Here is a 17,304-nt window from a genome sequence, read left to right as displayed (position 1 = left end):
GTGGCCCTACAGCCCGCAACCCAGTTCCGCCGGACCCGCGCCGCGCTCAAGCGCTCGGGCGACGGGTGGGCCCGCATCGGGGACCAGGCGCTGTTCTACTGGGATGCCATCGTGTCGATCCCGCGTGCGCTGCGCCACTACAAGAAGGAGACGCTGCGCCTGATCGCCGAGATCTCCATGGGGACCGGCGCGCTGGCGATGATCGGCGGCACCGTGGTCGTCGTCGGCTTCCTCACCCTGTTCACCGGCGGCACCATCGCCGTGCAGGGGTACAGCTCGCTGTCCAACATCGGCGTCGAGGCGCTGACCGGCTTCTTCTCGGCCTTCATCAACGTCCGCATCGCGGTGCCGGTCATCGCGGGTATCGCCCTGGCCGCAACGATCGGCGCGGGTGCGACCGCGCAACTCGGCGCGATGCGGGTCAGCGAGGAGATCGACGCCCTCGAGACGATGGCCATCCACTCGGTGCCCTACCTGGTCTCCACGCGGATCATCGCCGGGCTGGTCGCGATCATCCCGCTGTACGCGCTGGCGTCGCTGGCCTCCTTCTTGGCCAGCCGGATGGCGACGGTCTTCCTCTATGGGCAGTCACCGGGCGTCTACGACCACTACTTCAACACGTTCCTGATCCCGTCGGACATCCTCTGGTCCTTCGCGCAGGCGATCTGCATGGCCATCGCCGTGATGATGATCCACACCTACTACGGCTACACCGCCTCGGGCGGTCCGGTCGGGGTGGGCGTCGCGGTCGGCAACGCGGTCCGGACCTCGTTGGTCGTCGTCGTCGTGATCACCCTGCTCACCTCGCTCGCCATCTACGGCGCCGACGGCAAGTTCAACCTGGCGGGATAGACGATGATTCGACGGGAAGAGCGCAGCACTGCGGTCCGCCGGACCGCGGCGGTCATCATGGTCGGGGCGCTGACACTGGTGGTCGCCGGCGCGGCCGGACAGTTCCTCGGCTGGTTCAAATCGACCGTGCCGGTCACGGTCGTCGCCCCGCGCGCCGGGCTGGTCATGAACCCCGACGCCAAGGTGAAGCTGCGCGGGGTGGAGGTCGGCCGCGTGCGGTCGATCACCGCGAAGGACGGCCACGCGGTCCTCGACCTGGCGATCGCGGGCGACAAGCTGCACGACATCCCCGGCAACGTTCGCGCGGATATCAAGTCCAACACCATCTTCGGCGCCAAGGCGGTGACCCTCGTCGTTCCCGACGACGGTGCCTCCGGCGTCCTCAAGGCCGGTGCCACGATCGGCGCCGACCACGTCACCGTCGAACTGAACACCGTCTACCAGCGGCTGGTGGACGTCCTGGCCCAGCTGCAGCCGGACAAGCTCAACGCCGCGATCGGTGCGATCAGCACCGCGTTCGACGACAACGGCGACGCCATCGGCCGCGGGATCGACAGCCTGTCGAAGGTGCTCGGCAAGACGAATCCGCACCTGGACGAACTCACCTCGCTGCTGCGCGAGACGGCCACGACGATGAACCTCTACGCCGGTGCGATGCCGAACATGATGCGCACCGTTGACAATGCGGTCTTCTTGGGCAACACGCTGCTGGACAACCGCACGAATCTCGACGCGTTGTTGGTCAGCGCGACCGGGATGGCCAACACCGGGCAGAGCATCATCGGGCCGCAGAAGGCCAAGATCATCGCGATGCTCAACGACTCGAACCCGTCGATGGCGCTGCTCGGCTACAACGCACCCGGCATCGCCTGCTTCATCCGCACCGCGGCGGTCGGCCTCGAGATGGGCGCGCCGATCTTCGGCCTGAACGACGGGTTGCTCAAGCTCAACGCCGGGTTGCTCCCCGGCAAGGACCAGTACGAGTACCCCGAAGACCTTCCGTGGGTCCGCGGTGCGGCACCGCCCACCTGTGAGAACGGTCTGTCCAACCCCCGTACCAAGACCAAGGCGAACTTCCTCGTGATCGACAACGCGCCGCGGCCGTACCAGCCGCGCACCCAGCCGAAACTGAACACGACCAAGGTCTTCCAACTGCTGTTCGGAGCGCCGCCCCGTGGATAATCGCGCACGTCAATTCCGCGCCACCGCCATCAAACTGGGGGCCTTCACCACCGCCATGCTGTTGGTCTTCATCGGCCTGGTCGCGGTGTTCAGCAAGTTCCAGGGCAACCGGACCAACACCTACTCCGCCCTGTTCACCAGTGCCTCGGCGATCAAGTCGGGCGCGAAGGTCAAGATCGCCGGGGTCGACGTCGGCGCCGTGCGCGACATCGGCCTGACCGACGACAACGTCGCGAAGCTGAGTTTCACCGTCGACCGCAAGTACCCGCTGCCCAAGTCGGTGCAGGCGATCATCCGGTACGAGAACCTGACCGGCGACCGCTTCCTGGAACTGCGGCGCGGGGCCGGTGATCCCGGCCAGACGCTGTCGCCCGGGACGACGTTGCCGACCACCCAGACCGAGCCTGCGCTGGATCTGGACAAGCTGCTCGGCGGCTTCAAACCGCTCTTCCGCACCCTCGACGGCCGACAGGTCAACGAGTTGTCCACCAGCCTCATCCACGTGTTCCAGGACGAGCAGATGGGTCCGTCGCTGAACCACCTGCTGACCATGACGGCGCAGCTGACCGACGCCCTGGCCGACCGTGACCGGCTGATCGGCTCGGTGATCGACAACCTCAATTCGATGGTGGGCACGCTCGATGCCGACCGGACCGGACTGATCACCAGCATCGACCGGCTCGAGATCCTAATGAGCGGGTTGGCCGGCCAGAAGGAGATCATCGGGTCGTCGCTGACCTCGACGGCCTCGGTCGCCACCAACATGGCCCGCCTGCTCGGCGATACCCGGCCCGGACTGCAGAACCTGGTCCGCAACCTCGGCCGCACCACCGAGGAGATCCTGCGCGGCGAGTCCTACATCCGCCCGCTGCTGTCGCGCCTGCCCGGGGACTTCAAGAAACTGTCCAACCTCGGCAGCTACGGCGCCTGGTTGCAGATCTGGATCTGCCGCCAGCGGTTGATCTTCGGTGCGCCGGGCACCCCGCAGCTGGTGATCCCGACGATCGACATGCTCGGCAACACCCAGAAGGCCGGCGGGAGGTGCCAGCCGTGAGCGAACCCATCGATACCCACCGGGCCGGGTCGAACGCCGCCGACGTCGAGCGCGACGCGGCCCGCGGGCAGCGCAGCCGCGCCGCGACCGGCGTCATCGGCTTCGTGGTGACCGCGTTGGTGGTGCTGACCGCCCTGCAGATGAACAGCCTGCCGTTCCTCTCCCCGGTGAGCACCTACGACGCATTCTTCGACGACGCCGGCGGGTTGGTACCCGGCGACGTGGTGTCGGTGGCGGGCGTCAACGTCGGCAGTGTCGAGAACATCAGGCTGGCCCGCACCGCCGACGGCACGAAGGCGGCGGTCCGGTTCCGGCTCGCTGACTCGATCAAACTCGGCGTCGACACGCAGGCCGCGATCAAGACCGAGACGGTGCTCGGCCGGCGCAACCTCACTCTCATCCCGCACGGCCCGGGGCGGATCAAGCCCGGTGGCGAGATCGCCAACGAGAACACCGTCGCGCCCTACTCGCTGACCGATGCCCTCGACAACGCGACCGGCACCATCGAAGAGACCGACACGGCAGCGCTGCGCACAGCGATGGACACGTTGTCGCGCACCTTCTCCGCGACGCCGGCCTCGGTGCGCGCCGCCGTCGACGGGATCTCCCGGCTGTCCACCGCGATCGCCGATCGGGACAAGTCGCTGCGCGAGCTGCTGGGCCGGGCCAACCGCGTCAGCGCGGTGGTCGGCGACCGCAGCGACCAGGTGAACCGACTGTTGCTCTCCGCCAACGCGCTGCTCGGCGAGTTGCAGAACCGGGCCAATGCGCTGGAGCAGATCATCACCGGCGCCCGCGACGTCACCACCCAGATCCGAGGTTTCATCGCCGAGAACAACGCCCAGCTCGCGCCCGTGCTGGGCAAGCTCGACCGGGTCATGCAGATCCTCGTCGACAAGAAGGCCGACCTGGTCAAGGCGATCGACCGGCTCGGCCCGTACGCGAACCTCCTCGGCGAGGCGGTGGCCTCGGGCCCGTACTTCTCGTCGCTGGTCGGCGTCCCGACCTTCGGCGACTACACCGCGGTCTTCATGAAGGCGCTGCAGCGCAAGTACCCGGAGATCTTCCAGGCCTTCTGGTACACCGGCGGCAACTTCGACCCGACCCGCTACAGCATCGCGCCGGAATACAACCCGAACAAGCCGAAGTCCCCGGCGCCCAAGATCAGATATCCGTCCTCGCGGCGGGGGAGGTGACCCGATGACCTACGCGAAACGTGTGTGGCTGTCGGCGCTGGCGATCCTCGCCGTGCTGTTGGTCGTCGTGGTCGGCTACTTCGGGTTCCAGAAGGCCACCACCAATACCGTGACCGCCTACTTCCGCTCGGTGACCGGCCTCTTCGTCGGCGACCCGGTGCGGGTGCTCGGCGTCAACGTCGGCCGGGTCGTCGGCATCGATCCGCAATCGGATTCGGTCAAGGTCCGGCTGCGGCTGGACCGCTCGGCCGAGGTGCCGGCCGACGCCAAGGCCCTCATCGTCGCGCAGTCGTTGGTCTCCGGCCGGTTCGTGCAGCTGGCGCCGGTGTACTCCGGCGGTCCCAAGCTGGTCGGCGGCGCCGACATCCCGATGGACCGGACCGCGGTGCCGATGGAGTGGGACGACCTGAAGAAGCAGCTGACCCGGTTCACCGAGGCGGTCGGCCCGGACAGCACCGGCAGCAGTTCGGCCACCCGGGTCATCGGGGTCGCCGAACAGAACCTCGACGGCAACGGCGACGCGATCAACCGCTCGATCCGCCAGATGTCGAAGGTGATGGGGACGCTCTCGGCCGGTCGCGGCGACCTGTTCTCGACGATCCGCAGCCTGCAGCAGCTGACCGAGGTGCTCTCGGCCAGCCACGAGCAGTTGATGCAGTTCAACGGGCGGATCGCGACGGTCTCGGCGGTGCTGTCGGATACCGCTGCGCTCAACGACGCGCTGCACGGGCTGGATTCGGCGATGGTCGACATCAAGAAGTTCCTCGACACCAACGGTGCGGCGATCAACTCATCGCTCGCCAAGGTCGCCGAGGCCACGAATCTGGTGCGGGAGAAGGATTCCCAGCTGCGCGGCCTGCTGCACTCGGCGCCGACCCAGCTGTCGAACTTCTACAACATCTACAACCCGATGACCGGTTCGCTCGGCGGCATCTTCGGGCTCGGCATGGGGGCGAACCTCATCACCCTGCTGTGCGGGACGATGGAGGCCAACAACCGGCCCGGGCAGAGCCAGGCCGAGGTCGACAAGTGCGTCGACGTACTGGCGCCGGTGCTCAAGTCGCTGGTGATGAACTACCCGCCGTTCCTGATCAACCCGGTGCAGGGGCAGAACGCACTGCCCCACCAGATCAAGTACCAGAACCAGTCGGTGAAGCAACGTGCCCAGCAGGGCATCCGCGACCTCGACGAGAACACGCGGCGGGCCAACAACCTGCCCAATCCGCTGGGCGCGATGCTGGTGCCGTACGGGGCCGAACGGTGACGAGGGGCGAGACGATGCGCAGATCGGCGGATAACACGGTGACCGGCACGTCGTGCCGCCGCGCGGTGGCGGCGATGGCGGTGGGGACCGTGGTCGCCACCGGGCTCGTCGGGTGCGGCTTCGGCGGGGCCAACACCCTGCCGGTGCCGGGGGCGCCGGGCACCGGTTCCGGCGCCTACCGGATCAGCGCGATCGTGCCGACCGCGGCCGGCTTGGTGACCAACGCGCCGATCATGCTCGACGACGCGACCGTCGGGTCGATCGGTTCGATCACCGTCGACGACTGGAACGCCCGGATCGAGATGCGCCTGGACAAGGGCACCCGGATCCCGGCCGGCTCCCACGTCATGGTCGGGATGACCAGCGTCCTGGGTTCGTCGCACCTGCAGGTCCTGCAGCCCGACAAACCCACCGACACGATGATGAAGGCCGGCGACACCATCCCGCTGGCCAAGTGCCCGGAGCAGGAGAACCTGCGGCCGACGGCGACGGCGGGCCAGGAGATCCCCGATGTCAGTGTCGCCCAACAACTCTCGGCCTGCACCTTCCCGACGACCGAGCAGGTCCTCAGTTCGCTCTCGGTGGTGCTCAACGGCGGCGGGCTCTCCCAGTTCGGTGACATCGTCAGCGAGGTCAACAAGACCTTCAAAGGCCGCCAGGACACCATCGCGAAGCTGGTGCCGCGGCTCAACCAGCTTGTCGGAACGCTCAACTCGCAACGCGGCAGCATCATCGCGGCGATCGACGGGCTCGACCGGCTGACCGCCACGATGAACGCCCAGGCGCCGACCATCGAGAAGGCCCTTGCCGACAGTCCGAAGATCCTCGACATGCTCGTCGGTCAGCGGCAGCAGCTCGTCGACGCGCTCGGTGCGATCGGTCGCCTGTCGTCGACCGCCGACGACATCCTCAGGGCCAACAGCGACGACATTCGCCTGGCCGTGCGGGCACTCGTCCCGACGCTGGACCAGTTGCAGTCCACCGGCCCCTCGCTGGTGAAGTCACTGGGCGTGTTGCTCACCTTCCCGTTCCCGGAGTCGGCGATCAGCAACGTGGTGCGCGGCGACTACGTGAACACCGACCTGAACCTCGATCTCACCTTCGCCCGCCTCGGCCAGGGGCTGTTCCCGTCGGTGCTCGGCAGCCGGATCCTCGGTCCGGAGGCGTTGGCCGGACGCCCGGCCGGCGCGGCCCGACGCGGGCTCAACCCCTTCCAATCGCCGATGCAGCACGGGACGTCGCCGAAACCGAAGCCCCGCAAGCCGAGTCACGCCCGGAGGCCGCGATGAAGATCACCAACTTCGTCCGCACCCAGCTGATCATCTTCGCCGTGGTGACGACCATCGCCATGGTGGCCATGGCGGCGCTGTACATCCGGGTGCCGGCGATGCTCGGCTTCGGCGTGTACCGGGTGAACCTCGATCTGCCCTCGACCGGTGGTCTCTACCAGAATGCCAACGTCAGCTTCCGCGGCGTGAACGTCGGCAAGGTGGATTCGGTGACCCTGACCGACAACGGTGTCCGGGCCCGACTCACCATCGACTCGTCGACGAAGATCCCGGCCAATTCCGCGGCGTCGATCCGGTCGGTGTCGGCGGTGGGTGAGCAGTTCGTCGAATTCATCCCGCCGGAGAACCCGTCGTCGAGCAAGCTCGGCAACAACGCCACGGTGGCGAGTACCGATGTGCCGGTCGAGATCTCGACCATGCTCGACCAGGCCGACCGGTTGCTGGTCAACATCGGCGATTCCAAACTGCGCTCGGTGATGGACGAGGCGTTCAAGGCGTTCAACGGCACCGGTGAGGACCTGCAGCGGCTCCTGGACTCGATGACGCTGCTGGCCGACGACACCTACAAGAACTCCGACGCGATGATCGCGCTGGTCCGCCAGGCCGACGACGTTCTGTCGACGCAGAGCGCCACCGCTGATTCGGTCCGCGCGTGGACGTCGAACCTGACCCGGGTGACCGATCAGTTGCGGGCCAACAAGCCGGAGATCACCGGGGTGTTGGCCAAGGGGCCGGGGGTGACCTCCGATGCCGGGCAGTTCTTCGATTCGATGCGGATGTCGTTGCCGCTGTTCGTCTCCAATATCGGCACGACCGCGAAGACGATGGCCGTCTACCACCCCAACATGCGCCAGATCCTGGTGCTTTACCCGCGCCTGCTCGACGTCTTGATCACCGCGGTCAACACCGGCGACGTCGAGCGCTACGGCGCCAATGCCGACTTCGCCCTCGGGTTCCAGGATCCGGGGACCTGCACCGTCGGGTTCCTGCCGTTCGATCAGTGGCGGCCGGGTTCGGCGACCACCGCGCGCGAACTGCCGCCGGGACTGCTGTGCCGTGTCCCCCAGGACCAGAACCTCGCGGTGCGCGGTAGCCGTAACTTCCCGTGTGTGGAGTTCCCGGGCCGGCGGGCGCCGACGCCGGAGGAGTGCCGCACCGGCTACAAGCCGCTGGCCAAGCAGAACGTGCCGTTCCCCAACGGACTCCCGTTCGGCCTCAAATGGCAGGGTCCGGGCCGGGGCCCGGGGGTGGCGCCGGCGAGCAACACCTCGCCCGGGCGCACCGGTAACGTGGTTCCTGCGGGGCCGACCCAGTACCGCAAGGACGAGAAGCAGCCCGCGGTCTATTCGACGACATACGACCCGAAGACCGGCGACTACGTCGGTCCGGACGGGAAGATCTACAACGCGGGTCTCGGCAGGGATTCGCGTGGAAAAGCGACGACATGGCAACAGATGATGAATCCGACGGTTCGGTGAGCGAGGAATCAACGTCCCTCGCCGAGCAGCCGACCGCGGACCGGACTCCGACGCGCCGCGCCGCGCAACCCGTTCGGGTGGCTCCGCTGCGCCGTCGGGCCAAGACCCGGTTCGCCCCGTCCGGGGACTCGACGGGGGACTCGGCTGTTGGGTCATCAGAAGACTCGGCGGACGGGTCGCAGAAGCCTGAGCGCGACGACACGGGCGCGAAGCGACCCGAGAATCGCTCGGACTTTGTGACCGTCGACCGGGTCGACCCGAGGACCACCCTGATGTGGTTGGCCGCGACGTTGTTGGCCGTGGTCCTGATCGCCGCATCGGCGTTGTTCGCGGTGGCCGGCGCCCGGGTGGAGCGGCGCAACGATCTGCGCGCGGAATACCAGGCCTTCGCCGAGCAGGTGACGGTGAACCTCACGTCGTTGAACAAGACCAACGTCGACGACATCCGCAAGACACTGCTGGACAAGACCAGCGGCACCGCCTACGAGAACCTGCAGATGGTCACCCAGCAGATCATCACGCAGATCGAGCAGCACGGCATCCAGACACAGGGCCGGGTGCTCTCCAGCGCCGTGACCCTGGCCGAGCCCGATCACGGCACGGTGCTGATGGTGCTGGGGTGGACCCAGCGCATCGGTAACAACGCCAACGACGTGGAGTCGCAGGTGTTCCGCTGGCGGGTGGAGATGCGCCGGATCAACGGCGTGCTCAAACTGACGAAGTTCGATTGGGTGTACTGAGTGAATTCGACTGACAAGTCCGACGGCCGCCGGCTGACTCCGGCGATGATGGTGCTCGCCGCGATCCTGGCGGCACTGCTCGTGTTGACCGGGTTCCTGGGCTTCCGCTACTTCCGCCTGGCCTCGGTCGAGTCGGCACGCGACTCGTCGCTGGCCGCGGCGAAGGATTACGCCCAGACCATGTTCAGCTACGAACCGGCCACGGTCGACGCGAAGATCGCGCGGGCGCGCGGCTTCGTCATCGAGGGCGCGGCCAAGGAGTTCGACCAGCAGATCACCGAGCTCAAGATGTCGCACAACGTCAAGAGCAACCGCATCATCTCCAAGCTCACCGTCGCCGATGCCGGGGTGGTCACCAACACCCGCTCGACGTCGACGGTGCTGCTGTTCCTCAACCAGTCGGTGACCAGCGCGTCCGAACCGAAGGTCCGGATCGATCCGAGCCGGGTGCAGTTCACCATGGTCCGCAAGGGCGGGGAGTGGAAGATCAACTCGATCGGGATCTTCACCGATGACTCGTTGCGCAAGATCGTCGAGAAGCAGGCCAATCAGCCCGCGCCGGCTCCGGCTCCTGCACCGGCTCCCGCTCCGACCCCCAACTGACCCCTATTCGCCGACTGGGCCCTGTTTTCCGTCGAGTGGGCCCTCGATCCTGTCGAGTGGGCCCTCAATCCCGTCGAGTGGGCCCTCAATCCTGTCGAGTGGGCCCAGGAATTCATCGACTGGGCCCACCCGGATCGGTCAGCTCTGCGACGAGTAGCCCATCGGCATCAGGATGGACTTGTGCTCGAGGTAGGACTCGAGCCCCTCGCGGCCGTTCTCGCGGCCGATGCCGGAGTTCTTGTAGCCGCCGAACGGGGACGCCGGGTCGATGGCGTACCAGTTGATCCCGTAGGTACCGGTGCGCACCTGCTTGGCAATCTCGACGCCGCGGTCGATATCCGACGTCCAGACCGAGCCGGCCAGGCCGTAATCAGAGTCATTCGCGATGGCGATGGCCTCGTCGACGGTGTCATAGGCGATCACCGACAGGACCGGGCCGAAGATCTCTTCGCGGGCGATGGTCATGTCGTTGGTGACGCCGGTGAAGATCGTCGGGGCTACGAAGTGGCCGGAGTCCAGTCCCTCGGGGCGGCCGCCGTCGAGCACCGCGGTGGCACCCTCGGCCTTGCCCTTCTCGATGTAGCCCTCGACCTTGGCGCGCTGGTTCTCGGTGATGATCGGCCCGAGGTTCGCCTCCGGGTTGCCCGGGACGCCCGGATTGAAAGTCTTGGCGGTCTCGACCATGGCCGCGACGATCTCGTCGTGGCGGGACCGGGGCACCAGGACCCGCGACTGGGCGACACAGGCCTGGCCGTTGTTGAGCAGCCCGGAGAAGACGAGCATGTGGACGGCCGACGGAAGGTCGACGTCGTCGAGGACGATGGCCGCGGACTTCCCGCCCAACTCCAGCGAGCAGCGCTTGAGCAGCTCGCCGCAGCGCGCGGCGATCTTGCGGCCGGCTGCGGTGGATCCGGTGAAGGTGATCTTGTCGACGTCGGGGTGTTCGACGAGGGCCTGGCCGGCCTCGAGGCCACCGGTGACCACCGACAACACGCCCTCCGGGACGCCGGCCTCGGTGAAGATCTCGGCCATCAGGTTGGCGTCGAGCGGGGTCTCCGGTGCCGGCTTGAGCACCACCGAACAACCGGCTGCGAGCGCGGGCCCGAGCTTGTTGCAGATCAGGAACAGCGGGACGTTCCACGCGATGATCGCACCGACCACGCCGACCGGCTCGCGCACGACGAGGGTCTCACCGAACAGTCCGGTGCGCTTCTCTTCCCACTCGTAGGCGTCTGCCGCGTCGGCGTAGCCGTTGAGCACACCGGTGCCGGGGAGTTGTTGCAGCGTCGCGATGTCGGTGACGGAGGCACCCATTTCGGCGGAGACCAGGCCGGTGATGTCGGCCGTGCGCTCGTTGATGAGCTCGGCGGCACGGCGCAGCACGGCGGCGCGTTCCGCGGGCGCCTTCGAGCGCCACACGCCGGAGTCGAAGGCCGCGCGCGCGGCCCGGACCGCGGTGTCGACGTCGGTCGCGTCGCCGTCCGGTGCGGACCCGACCTTCTCCCCGGTGGCCGGGGAGATCACGTCGATGCGCGCGGTGGAATGGGGTGCGACCCACTTCCCGCCAATGTACAGGTTGGGCTGATCCCCACCGCCGATGAGCGTGTCAGGGGCGGTCGTGGTCTCGGTCATGAGTGCTCCAGGGTTGGGTGATCTGGTTCACCCTTGATACTAGAACACGTTCTACTTCGCGACCAGGGTCGGTGGCGATCAGGCTGCGGGCTCGTCGCCGGATCGCACGGCGTGCAGCGTGCCGACCGTGCGAGTGGTGGCGGCATCGGTCCGCGTCGCAACCGCCGACACGGAAAACCCGGAGGCGTTCAGCAACCGGGAGAGATCGGCCGTCGGCCAGTACCAGGCGGGGTGGACCTTGTGCTCGAACCGGATGAGTGCGGGACCGGAGAAGTAACCCAGCAACAAGCGGCCACCCGGCCGCAACGCTCGGGCCAGATCGTCCAACTGGACGGCGAGCGCGTCGGGCTCGGTGTGGATCAGCGAGAACCAGGCGAGGATTCCGGCCGCCGAGCCGGCCGAGAGGTCGAGCGCCCCGGCGTGGCCGACCGCGTACCGCGCCCTCGGGTAGTCCCGGCGCGCCTGGGCGATGAACTCGGGCACCGGATCGACGCCGACGACGTTCGCCCCGCGGTCATGGAGGAACGCGGTCCACTGGCCGGGCCCGCATCCGACGTCGACGATGGGACCGTCGATCTCATCGGCCCACCGTGCGATGACCTCGCGGTCGCGCGCATCGGTGGCGGCGAGGGTTCCGCAGACCCGCGTGTACTCGGCCGCCCGCAGCGCATAGGCGTCGCGGACCGGCTGCAACGACCGGCGGTGCGTCAGGCGCCCGACGTCGGCTTGGCGTCGATGACGACCTCGAACTCGAGGAGGTTGGCGCCGGAGGCAACCGTGTTGCCCTTGCGCTCGGCGGCGTGTGCCGTGCGCGCATCGCTGTTGGCCCAGTTCTGGTAGGCCTCTTCGGTCTCCCACTGGGTGTAGACGAAGTAGCGGTCCTCGCCGTTGGTCGGGCGCAGCAACTGGAAGCCGAGGAACCCCGGCGACCCGTCGACGGCGTGTGCCCGGTTGGCGAAGCGCTTCTCCAGCTCGGGGCCGGCGCCTTCGGGGATGCTGATCGCGTTGATCTTCACTACTGCCATGAGGCCACCCTATCGACTGGCGGCCGCCAGGGACATGGGACCAATCTCCCAGATCGATACTCCCGGTGCCGGATACAGTCACACGCGTGACCGGATCGGACTCGCTCATCGATCACGGCGGCGACGGGCCGCCGATCCTGCTGCTGCACGGGCTGATGGGACGCGGTCGCACCTGGGTGCGGCAGATCCCGTGGCTGCGCGAGCGCGGGCACGTCTTCACCGTCGACGCCGCGTGGCATACCGGGCCCATCGCGCCGGGCACGACGATCGGCCCGGCGGACACCGCGACCGAACGTTTTGTCGCCGACACCGTCGACGTGCTCGAGCGGATCGGCGACGGGCCCGCGGTGCTGATCGGACACTCGATGGGCGGTCTGCACGCGTGGTGCACCGCGGCGGCGCGGCCCGACCTGGTTTCCGCTCTCGTCGTCGAGGACATGGCGCCGGACTTCCGGGGCCAGACCACCCGAAACTGGACGCCGTGGTTCCAAACGTGGCCAGACCGCTTCACCTCGGTCACCCACGCCCAAAGCATGTTCGGCGACGTGGCCGGTCGGTACTTCTACGAGGCCTTCGACGACGGGCGGCTCCACGGCGATCTCGACGTCTTCACCGTCATCGCCGACGAATGGGGCCGCCGCGACTATTGGGCGCAGTGGGAGGCGGTCGCCGTGCCCACGCTGCTGCTGGAGGCCGAGTTCACCGTCACCCCACCCGGTCAGATGGCCGAAATGGCGCGGCGCAACCCCCACGCCCGCCACGTCGTCGCCCCGGGTGCCGGTCACCTCATCCACGACGACGCACCCGCCTTCTTCCGCGACGCGGTCGAGGAGTTCCTGGGCGAACGCTCAGCCCCCGAGGCGGAACAGTCCGTCGTCGGTGATCTCGACGAGACCGTCGACGAGTAGCGAGTCCAGCGCCCGGGACCGCTGCCCGGGGTCGCGGGTCCACGCCGCGTCGAGTCGGCTGCGGTCCACCGGATCAGGATGCTCGCGCAGGACGTCGAGCAGCCGCCCGCGCGCCTGCCGGTCGGTGCCCTCGTAACGCTGGGTGCGTTTGACCACCGCGGGAGCTGCGGGACGGCCGGCGGCGTTCCAGGCGCAGTCGCCGGCGATCGGGCAGTGGTCGCACCGCGGATTGCGGGCCGTACAGACGAGCGCGCCGAGCTCCATGACGGCCGCGGAGAACCGGGGTGCCGAGGGTGCCAGTCCGCCGTCGGGGGTCCGGGGCGCGATCGCCAGGGCGTCGTCGAGATCGGAGCGGCGCGGTCCGGGTGCGTCGGCCAATCCATGGCAGGCCCGGGCGATGACGCGGCGGACGTTGGTGTCGACGACGGGGACCGCCCGGCCGTAGGCGAAGCAGGCCACCGCGCGTGCGGTGTACTCGCCGACGCCGGGCAGCGCGAGCAGCGTCTCGACGTTGTCGGGCACGACGTTGTCATGTTGTGCGGCAATGGTTTTCGCGCAGGTGTGCAGCCGCTGCGCCCGACGCGGATAGCCCAGTTTGCCCCAGGCGCGCAGCACGTCGGCACCGCTCGCGGCGGCCATGTCGGCCGGTGTCGGCCAGCGCCGCACCCACTCGGTCCACGGGGTCAGAACCCGGGCCACCGGGGTCTGCTGCAGCATGAACTCGCTGACCAGCACATGCCACGCGCTCGCCTCGGGTCGGCGCCAGGGTAAATCGCGCTCATGGCGGTCGAACCAGGACAGCACCGCGTGCGGTGGCATACTCGCAAACATGACTACAGCCTCACAACGAGTCACACCCGCACAAGCCTGGGCGGAGCTCAAAGCGGGAAACATACGTTTCGTTGCGGGGGAGCCGGATCATCCCAACCAGGGTATCGACCGTCGGGCCGTCCTGGCCGAGGGGCAGGCGCCCGCGACCGTATTGTTCGGCTGTTCGGACTCCCGGGTGGCCGCGGAGATGATCTTCGACCAGGGGCTCGGCGACATGTTCGTCGTGCGCACCGCCGGCCACATCATCGACTCCTCGGTCCTCGGGTCGCTCGAATTCGCCACCGAACTGCTGAACGTGCCACTGATCGCCATCCTCGGACACGACTCGTGCGGTGCGGTCGGTTCGACGGTGGCCTCGCTCAACGACCTCACCATCCCCGGCGGCTACGTCCGCGACATCGTCGAGCGGGTGGGCCCGAGCATCCTGTCCGCACGGTCGAAGGGCAAGTCGCGGCTCGACGAGTTCGAGGCCGAGCACGTCGTCGAAACCGGGCGTCTCCTGATGCAGCGCAGCCTCCTGATCAAGGGGCGGGTCGACGCCGGCGAGGTGGCGATCGTGGGCCTGACCTACCACCTCGCGGAGGGGCGCGTCGCGCTGCGCAGCGTCATCGGCGACGTCGGCGATGAGCCCGGGGAACCCGTCGAAGTGTGACACGCCGACGGATGTGACCTGCGTTGCCGGATCGCGACACGCCGAGTAGCCTCATCGGTCCGATTGGCGCTGGCGGTTAGCGTGAAGGCGTGATCGAACCACAGGGCCCATTGCCGCCAGAGATCTACTGGCGCCGCCGCATTGTTGCCGGCGTCGGTGCCGTGGCGTTCGTCGGGCTGGTCTTGATGTTGATCATTTCGGCCCTGCCCTCCAAGAGCGACGACGGTCAGAAGGTGGCCGCCACCAGTTCGGCGACCCCCGCGCCGCCGCCCAAGAAGCCGCAGCCCCCGGCCGACCAGGGCAACCAGGGTGGTCAGCAGAACCAGGCCCAGCCCGACCAGGGACAGCAGAACCAGGGCGGCCCGGCGCCGCAGGGCGACCAGAACAACCAGCAGGCCGCACCGGTGGCGCCGACCGACGCAGCCGCGCCCACCTCGGTACCCGCACAGAACCTCTGCACCGACCAGAGCCTGTCGGTGGTGCTCTACACCGACAAGTCGACCTACAAGGTCGGCGACCAGCCCGTGTTCACCCTCGCGGTGACCAACGGCGGCTTGGCCGAGTGCACCCGCGACATCGGCAAGTCGGCGCAGAACGTCGTCGTGCGCTCGCTCGACGGCACCCGTACGCTGTGGTCGGCCCGCGACTGCTCGCCGCTGCGGACCGTGCGCAACGTCAACTTCGTGCCCGGTCAGCAGGAGAAGGACACGATCACCTGGTCGGGTACCACCAGCACCCCGGGGTGCAAGACGCCGCGCGAGCCGATGGCTCCCGGCGCCTACCGCGCGATCGGCAAGATCGGCGAGCGCGAGTCCGCGCCGATCACCTTCAACGTCGTCGCGCCGGCGCAGCAGCCCTAGCCGCGAAATCCAACCGCAGACAATCGGTCGGGCGCTAGAACCGGTCGAGGCTCGTCTCGGCCAGTCGGGACAGCCCCTCCCGGATGTGGCGGGCCCAGATGCTGCCGATTCCCTCGACGCCCTGCAGATCCGCGGCGCTGGTCGCCAGCAGCGACTGCAGTGAGCCGAAACTGGCCACCAGGCGCTCGATATGGGCGAACTGGAGCCGCGAGATCCGCGAGAGCATGCGGTATCCGCGGGGCGTCATCGCCATATCCAGGGCTTCGACGGTGGTCGGGTAGCCCAAGGCGCGGCCGATGAGCGACAAGTCGAGCAGGTCCGCGTCGGAGAGTTTGGCGATCGAGGCCAACGCCGACTCCAGGTCGGCGGCCGTCGGTGGTTCGGGCGACGCGTAGTAGTCGCGGACCAACAGTTCGCGCACCGCATCGTTGTCGCTGAGCAGTTCCTCGCGCTGCAGGCGCACCTGTCGGCCGTTGGTGCCCAGTTCGAGGATGTAGAGGTCGATCTCGTCGGCGACGCGGCGCACCATCTCCATGCGCTGGGCCGCACTCGCCACCTCGCGCAGCGTCACGTCGTCCTCGATCTCCGAGCGGGACAGCGCGGCGAGGACTTCGTCCAGGCGCGTCCGGTAACGCTCCAGCGTGGCCAGTGCGACGTTGGCGCGGGAGAGGATCGCGTCGGGGTTCTCGACCACCCGCCGGCTGCCGTCGACGTAGGCGCTGACGATCGACATCGAGGCGCTCACCGAAATGACCGGGTGGCCGGTTTGGATCGCCGTGCGTTCCGCGGCGCGGTGGCGGGTGCCCGATTCGACGGTGGGGATGGTGGGATCGGGCATCAGCTGGACGTTGGCCCGCAGGATCCGGGTGCCATCGGTGGACAGGACCACCGCTCCGTCCATCTTCGACAGTTCCCGCAGCCGTGTCGGCGCGAACTCGACGTCGAGATGGAACCCGCCGTCGCAGATCCGCTCCACGTCGGCGTCGTGGCCCAGCACGATGAGTGCGCCGGTGCGCCCGCGCAGGATCCGTTCCAAGCCGTCGCGCAGCCCGGTGCCGGGTGCGACCCGGGCCAACGTGGTGCGGGTCAACTCGGAGAGGGGGGTGGACGCGGTCATGGGGTGCTCCGGCAGGTGGAAGACGGTGTCGGAATTAGACTATCGGGCTGTGAGAAGCAGTTTTGCAGTACCCGACGACCTGGAGGCGGTGAGCCGCCATCCCGACATCGCGGCTCCCGGCGAACCGATGCGCTACCACCACGCGCTTTGCTACGGCTGTGGCGACGATGCGCCCAACGGCCTGCACGTCCGGGTCGTCGCGGGTGAGGGCGTCGACTCGACGGCCACCATGGCCGTGGTGCCGTGGATGGAAGGCGGCCCCGGCCTGATCCACGGCGGGATCCTCTCGGCCGCTTTCGACGAGGTCATGGGTACGACGTCGTTGTTGATCGGGTTGCCGGTGGTGACCGGTCACCTCGAGATCGACTTCGCCAAGCCGATTCCGATTGGATCGACGCTGCGGTTCACCGCCGAGGTCCTCGGCCGCCAGCGCCGCAAGGTGTATCTGCGGTCGGTTGCCCACATCGTCGATGAAACGGGCACGGCCGTCGACGAACCGGTCGCGGTCAGTCATTCGCTGTTCATCGGAATCGATCCGCGCCAGCACTTCTCGCAACACGTCGCGAACTCGCAGCGCCCCGACGAGCACCAGCGCTGGGCGACGTACTCCAGCCCCTGACG

18 protein-coding genes are annotated in these 17,304 nt (G+C 68.1%); 13 read left to right on the top strand and 5 right to left on the bottom strand.

All coding sequences use genetic code 11. The annotated features are described in order from the left end of the window. The 9 genes from nbrcactino_RS15490 to nbrcactino_RS15450 are packed head-to-tail and all read left to right on the top strand — an operon-like array spanning position 1 to position 9,658. Positions 1-852, top strand: coding sequence for an MlaE family ABC transporter permease (locus nbrcactino_RS15490; protein ID WP_161928380.1), 852 nt, complete (start codon positions 1-3; stop codon positions 850-852). Between the two features lie 3 nt (positions 853-855). Further along, positions 856-2,034, top strand: coding sequence for an MCE family protein (locus nbrcactino_RS15485; RefSeq protein ID WP_161928379.1), 1,179 nt, complete (start codon positions 856-858; stop codon positions 2,032-2,034). Next, complete coding sequence (locus nbrcactino_RS15480) at positions 2,027-3,088, top strand: MCE family protein (protein ID WP_161928378.1); 1,062 nt, start codon at positions 2,027-2,029, stop codon at positions 3,086-3,088. The genes nbrcactino_RS15485 and nbrcactino_RS15480 overlap by 8 nt, the downstream gene beginning before the upstream one ends. Beyond that, positions 3,085-4,284, top strand: a complete 1,200-nt coding sequence (locus nbrcactino_RS15475; RefSeq protein ID WP_228460960.1) for an MCE family protein — start codon at positions 3,085-3,087, stop codon at positions 4,282-4,284. Before nbrcactino_RS15480 ends, nbrcactino_RS15475 begins: the two co-directional genes overlap by 4 nt. Before the next feature lie 4 nt (positions 4,285-4,288). Further along, positions 4,289-5,548 carry an MCE family protein gene (locus tag nbrcactino_RS15470; protein ID WP_161928376.1) on the top strand — a complete coding sequence of 420 codons (1,260 nt, stop codon included), beginning with the start codon at positions 4,289-4,291 and terminating at the stop codon, positions 5,546-5,548. 14 nt (positions 5,549-5,562) lie between these two features. Then, positions 5,563-6,837, top strand: coding sequence for an MCE family protein (locus nbrcactino_RS15465; RefSeq protein WP_161928375.1), 1,275 nt, complete (start codon positions 5,563-5,565; stop codon positions 6,835-6,837). Further along, positions 6,834-8,315, top strand: coding sequence for an MCE family protein (locus nbrcactino_RS15460; protein WP_161928374.1), 1,482 nt, complete (start codon positions 6,834-6,836; stop codon positions 8,313-8,315). The genes nbrcactino_RS15465 and nbrcactino_RS15460 overlap by 4 nt, the downstream gene beginning before the upstream one ends. Then, positions 8,282-9,055: an Rv1363c family protein gene (locus tag nbrcactino_RS15455; protein WP_161928373.1), complete on the top strand. Its 774-nt coding sequence runs from the start codon at positions 8,282-8,284 to the stop codon at positions 9,053-9,055. Before nbrcactino_RS15460 ends, nbrcactino_RS15455 begins: the two co-directional genes overlap by 34 nt. Further along, on the top strand, positions 9,056-9,658 hold the full coding sequence (locus nbrcactino_RS15450; protein WP_161928372.1) for a hypothetical protein: 603 nt from the start codon (positions 9,056-9,058) through the stop codon (positions 9,656-9,658). Between the two features lie 138 nt (positions 9,659-9,796). Here the strand turns inward: nbrcactino_RS15450 and nbrcactino_RS15445 are convergent, their stop codons facing one another. The 3 genes from nbrcactino_RS15445 to nbrcactino_RS15435 all read right to left on the bottom strand — a co-directional run bounded on the left by nbrcactino_RS15445 (position 9,797) and on the right by nbrcactino_RS15435 (position 12,315). Next, complete coding sequence (locus tag nbrcactino_RS15445) at positions 9,797-11,290, bottom strand: aldehyde dehydrogenase (RefSeq protein ID WP_161928371.1); 1,494 nt, start codon at positions 11,288-11,290, stop codon at positions 9,797-9,799. A 78-nt stretch (positions 11,291-11,368) separates the two neighbouring features. Further along, on the bottom strand, positions 11,369-11,983 hold the full coding sequence (locus tag nbrcactino_RS15440) for a class I SAM-dependent methyltransferase (protein ID WP_161928370.1): 615 nt from the start codon (positions 11,981-11,983) through the stop codon (positions 11,369-11,371). A gap of 14 nt (positions 11,984-11,997) precedes the next feature. Next, positions 11,998-12,315, bottom strand: coding sequence for an antibiotic biosynthesis monooxygenase family protein (locus nbrcactino_RS15435; RefSeq protein ID WP_161928369.1), 318 nt, complete (start codon positions 12,313-12,315; stop codon positions 11,998-12,000). 86 nt (positions 12,316-12,401) lie between these two features. On the opposite strand from nbrcactino_RS15435, the gene nbrcactino_RS15430 reads away from it, so the two are divergent. Beyond that, entirely contained in the window at positions 12,402-13,223 is an 822-nt protein-coding gene (locus nbrcactino_RS15430; RefSeq protein ID WP_161928368.1) for an alpha/beta fold hydrolase, read from the top strand. On the opposite strand, the gene nbrcactino_RS15425 is transcribed toward nbrcactino_RS15430, so the two are convergent. After that, positions 13,164-14,054, bottom strand: a complete 891-nt coding sequence (locus nbrcactino_RS15425) for an iron-sulfur binding domain-containing protein (RefSeq protein ID WP_161928367.1) — start codon at positions 14,052-14,054, stop codon at positions 13,164-13,166. The two genes, nbrcactino_RS15430 and nbrcactino_RS15425, sit on opposite strands and share 60 nt — an antisense overlap. Here nbrcactino_RS15425 and nbrcactino_RS15420 point away from each other — a divergent pair. Further along, entirely contained in the window at positions 14,053-14,706 is a 654-nt protein-coding gene (locus nbrcactino_RS15420) for a carbonic anhydrase (protein ID WP_161928366.1), read from the top strand. The two genes, nbrcactino_RS15425 and nbrcactino_RS15420, sit on opposite strands and share 2 nt — an antisense overlap. An 89-nt stretch (positions 14,707-14,795) precedes the next feature. After that, positions 14,796-15,566 carry a hypothetical protein gene (locus nbrcactino_RS15415; RefSeq protein ID WP_161928365.1) on the top strand — a complete coding sequence of 257 codons (771 nt, stop codon included), beginning with the start codon at positions 14,796-14,798 and terminating at the stop codon, positions 15,564-15,566. 34 nt (positions 15,567-15,600) lie between these two features. On the opposite strand, the gene disA is transcribed toward nbrcactino_RS15415, so the two are convergent. Continuing rightward, on the bottom strand, positions 15,601-16,683 hold the full coding sequence (gene disA, locus nbrcactino_RS15410; RefSeq protein WP_161928364.1) for a DNA integrity scanning diadenylate cyclase DisA: 1,083 nt from the start codon (positions 16,681-16,683) through the stop codon (positions 15,601-15,603). Positions 16,684-16,732: 49 nt separating this feature from the next. Here disA and nbrcactino_RS15405 point away from each other — a divergent pair, with 49 nt between their 5' ends. Further along, complete coding sequence (locus nbrcactino_RS15405) at positions 16,733-17,302, top strand: PaaI family thioesterase (protein WP_228460958.1); 570 nt, start codon at positions 16,733-16,735, stop codon at positions 17,300-17,302. Positions 17,303-17,304 lie beyond the last annotated feature (2 nt).

Source organism: Gordonia crocea (assembly GCF_009932435.1).
GTDB lineage: Bacteria > Actinomycetota > Actinomycetes > Mycobacteriales > Mycobacteriaceae > Gordonia > Gordonia crocea.
The sequence above is the reverse complement of the archived record's forward strand: the minus strand, read 5'-3'. Positions and strand labels throughout refer to the sequence as shown.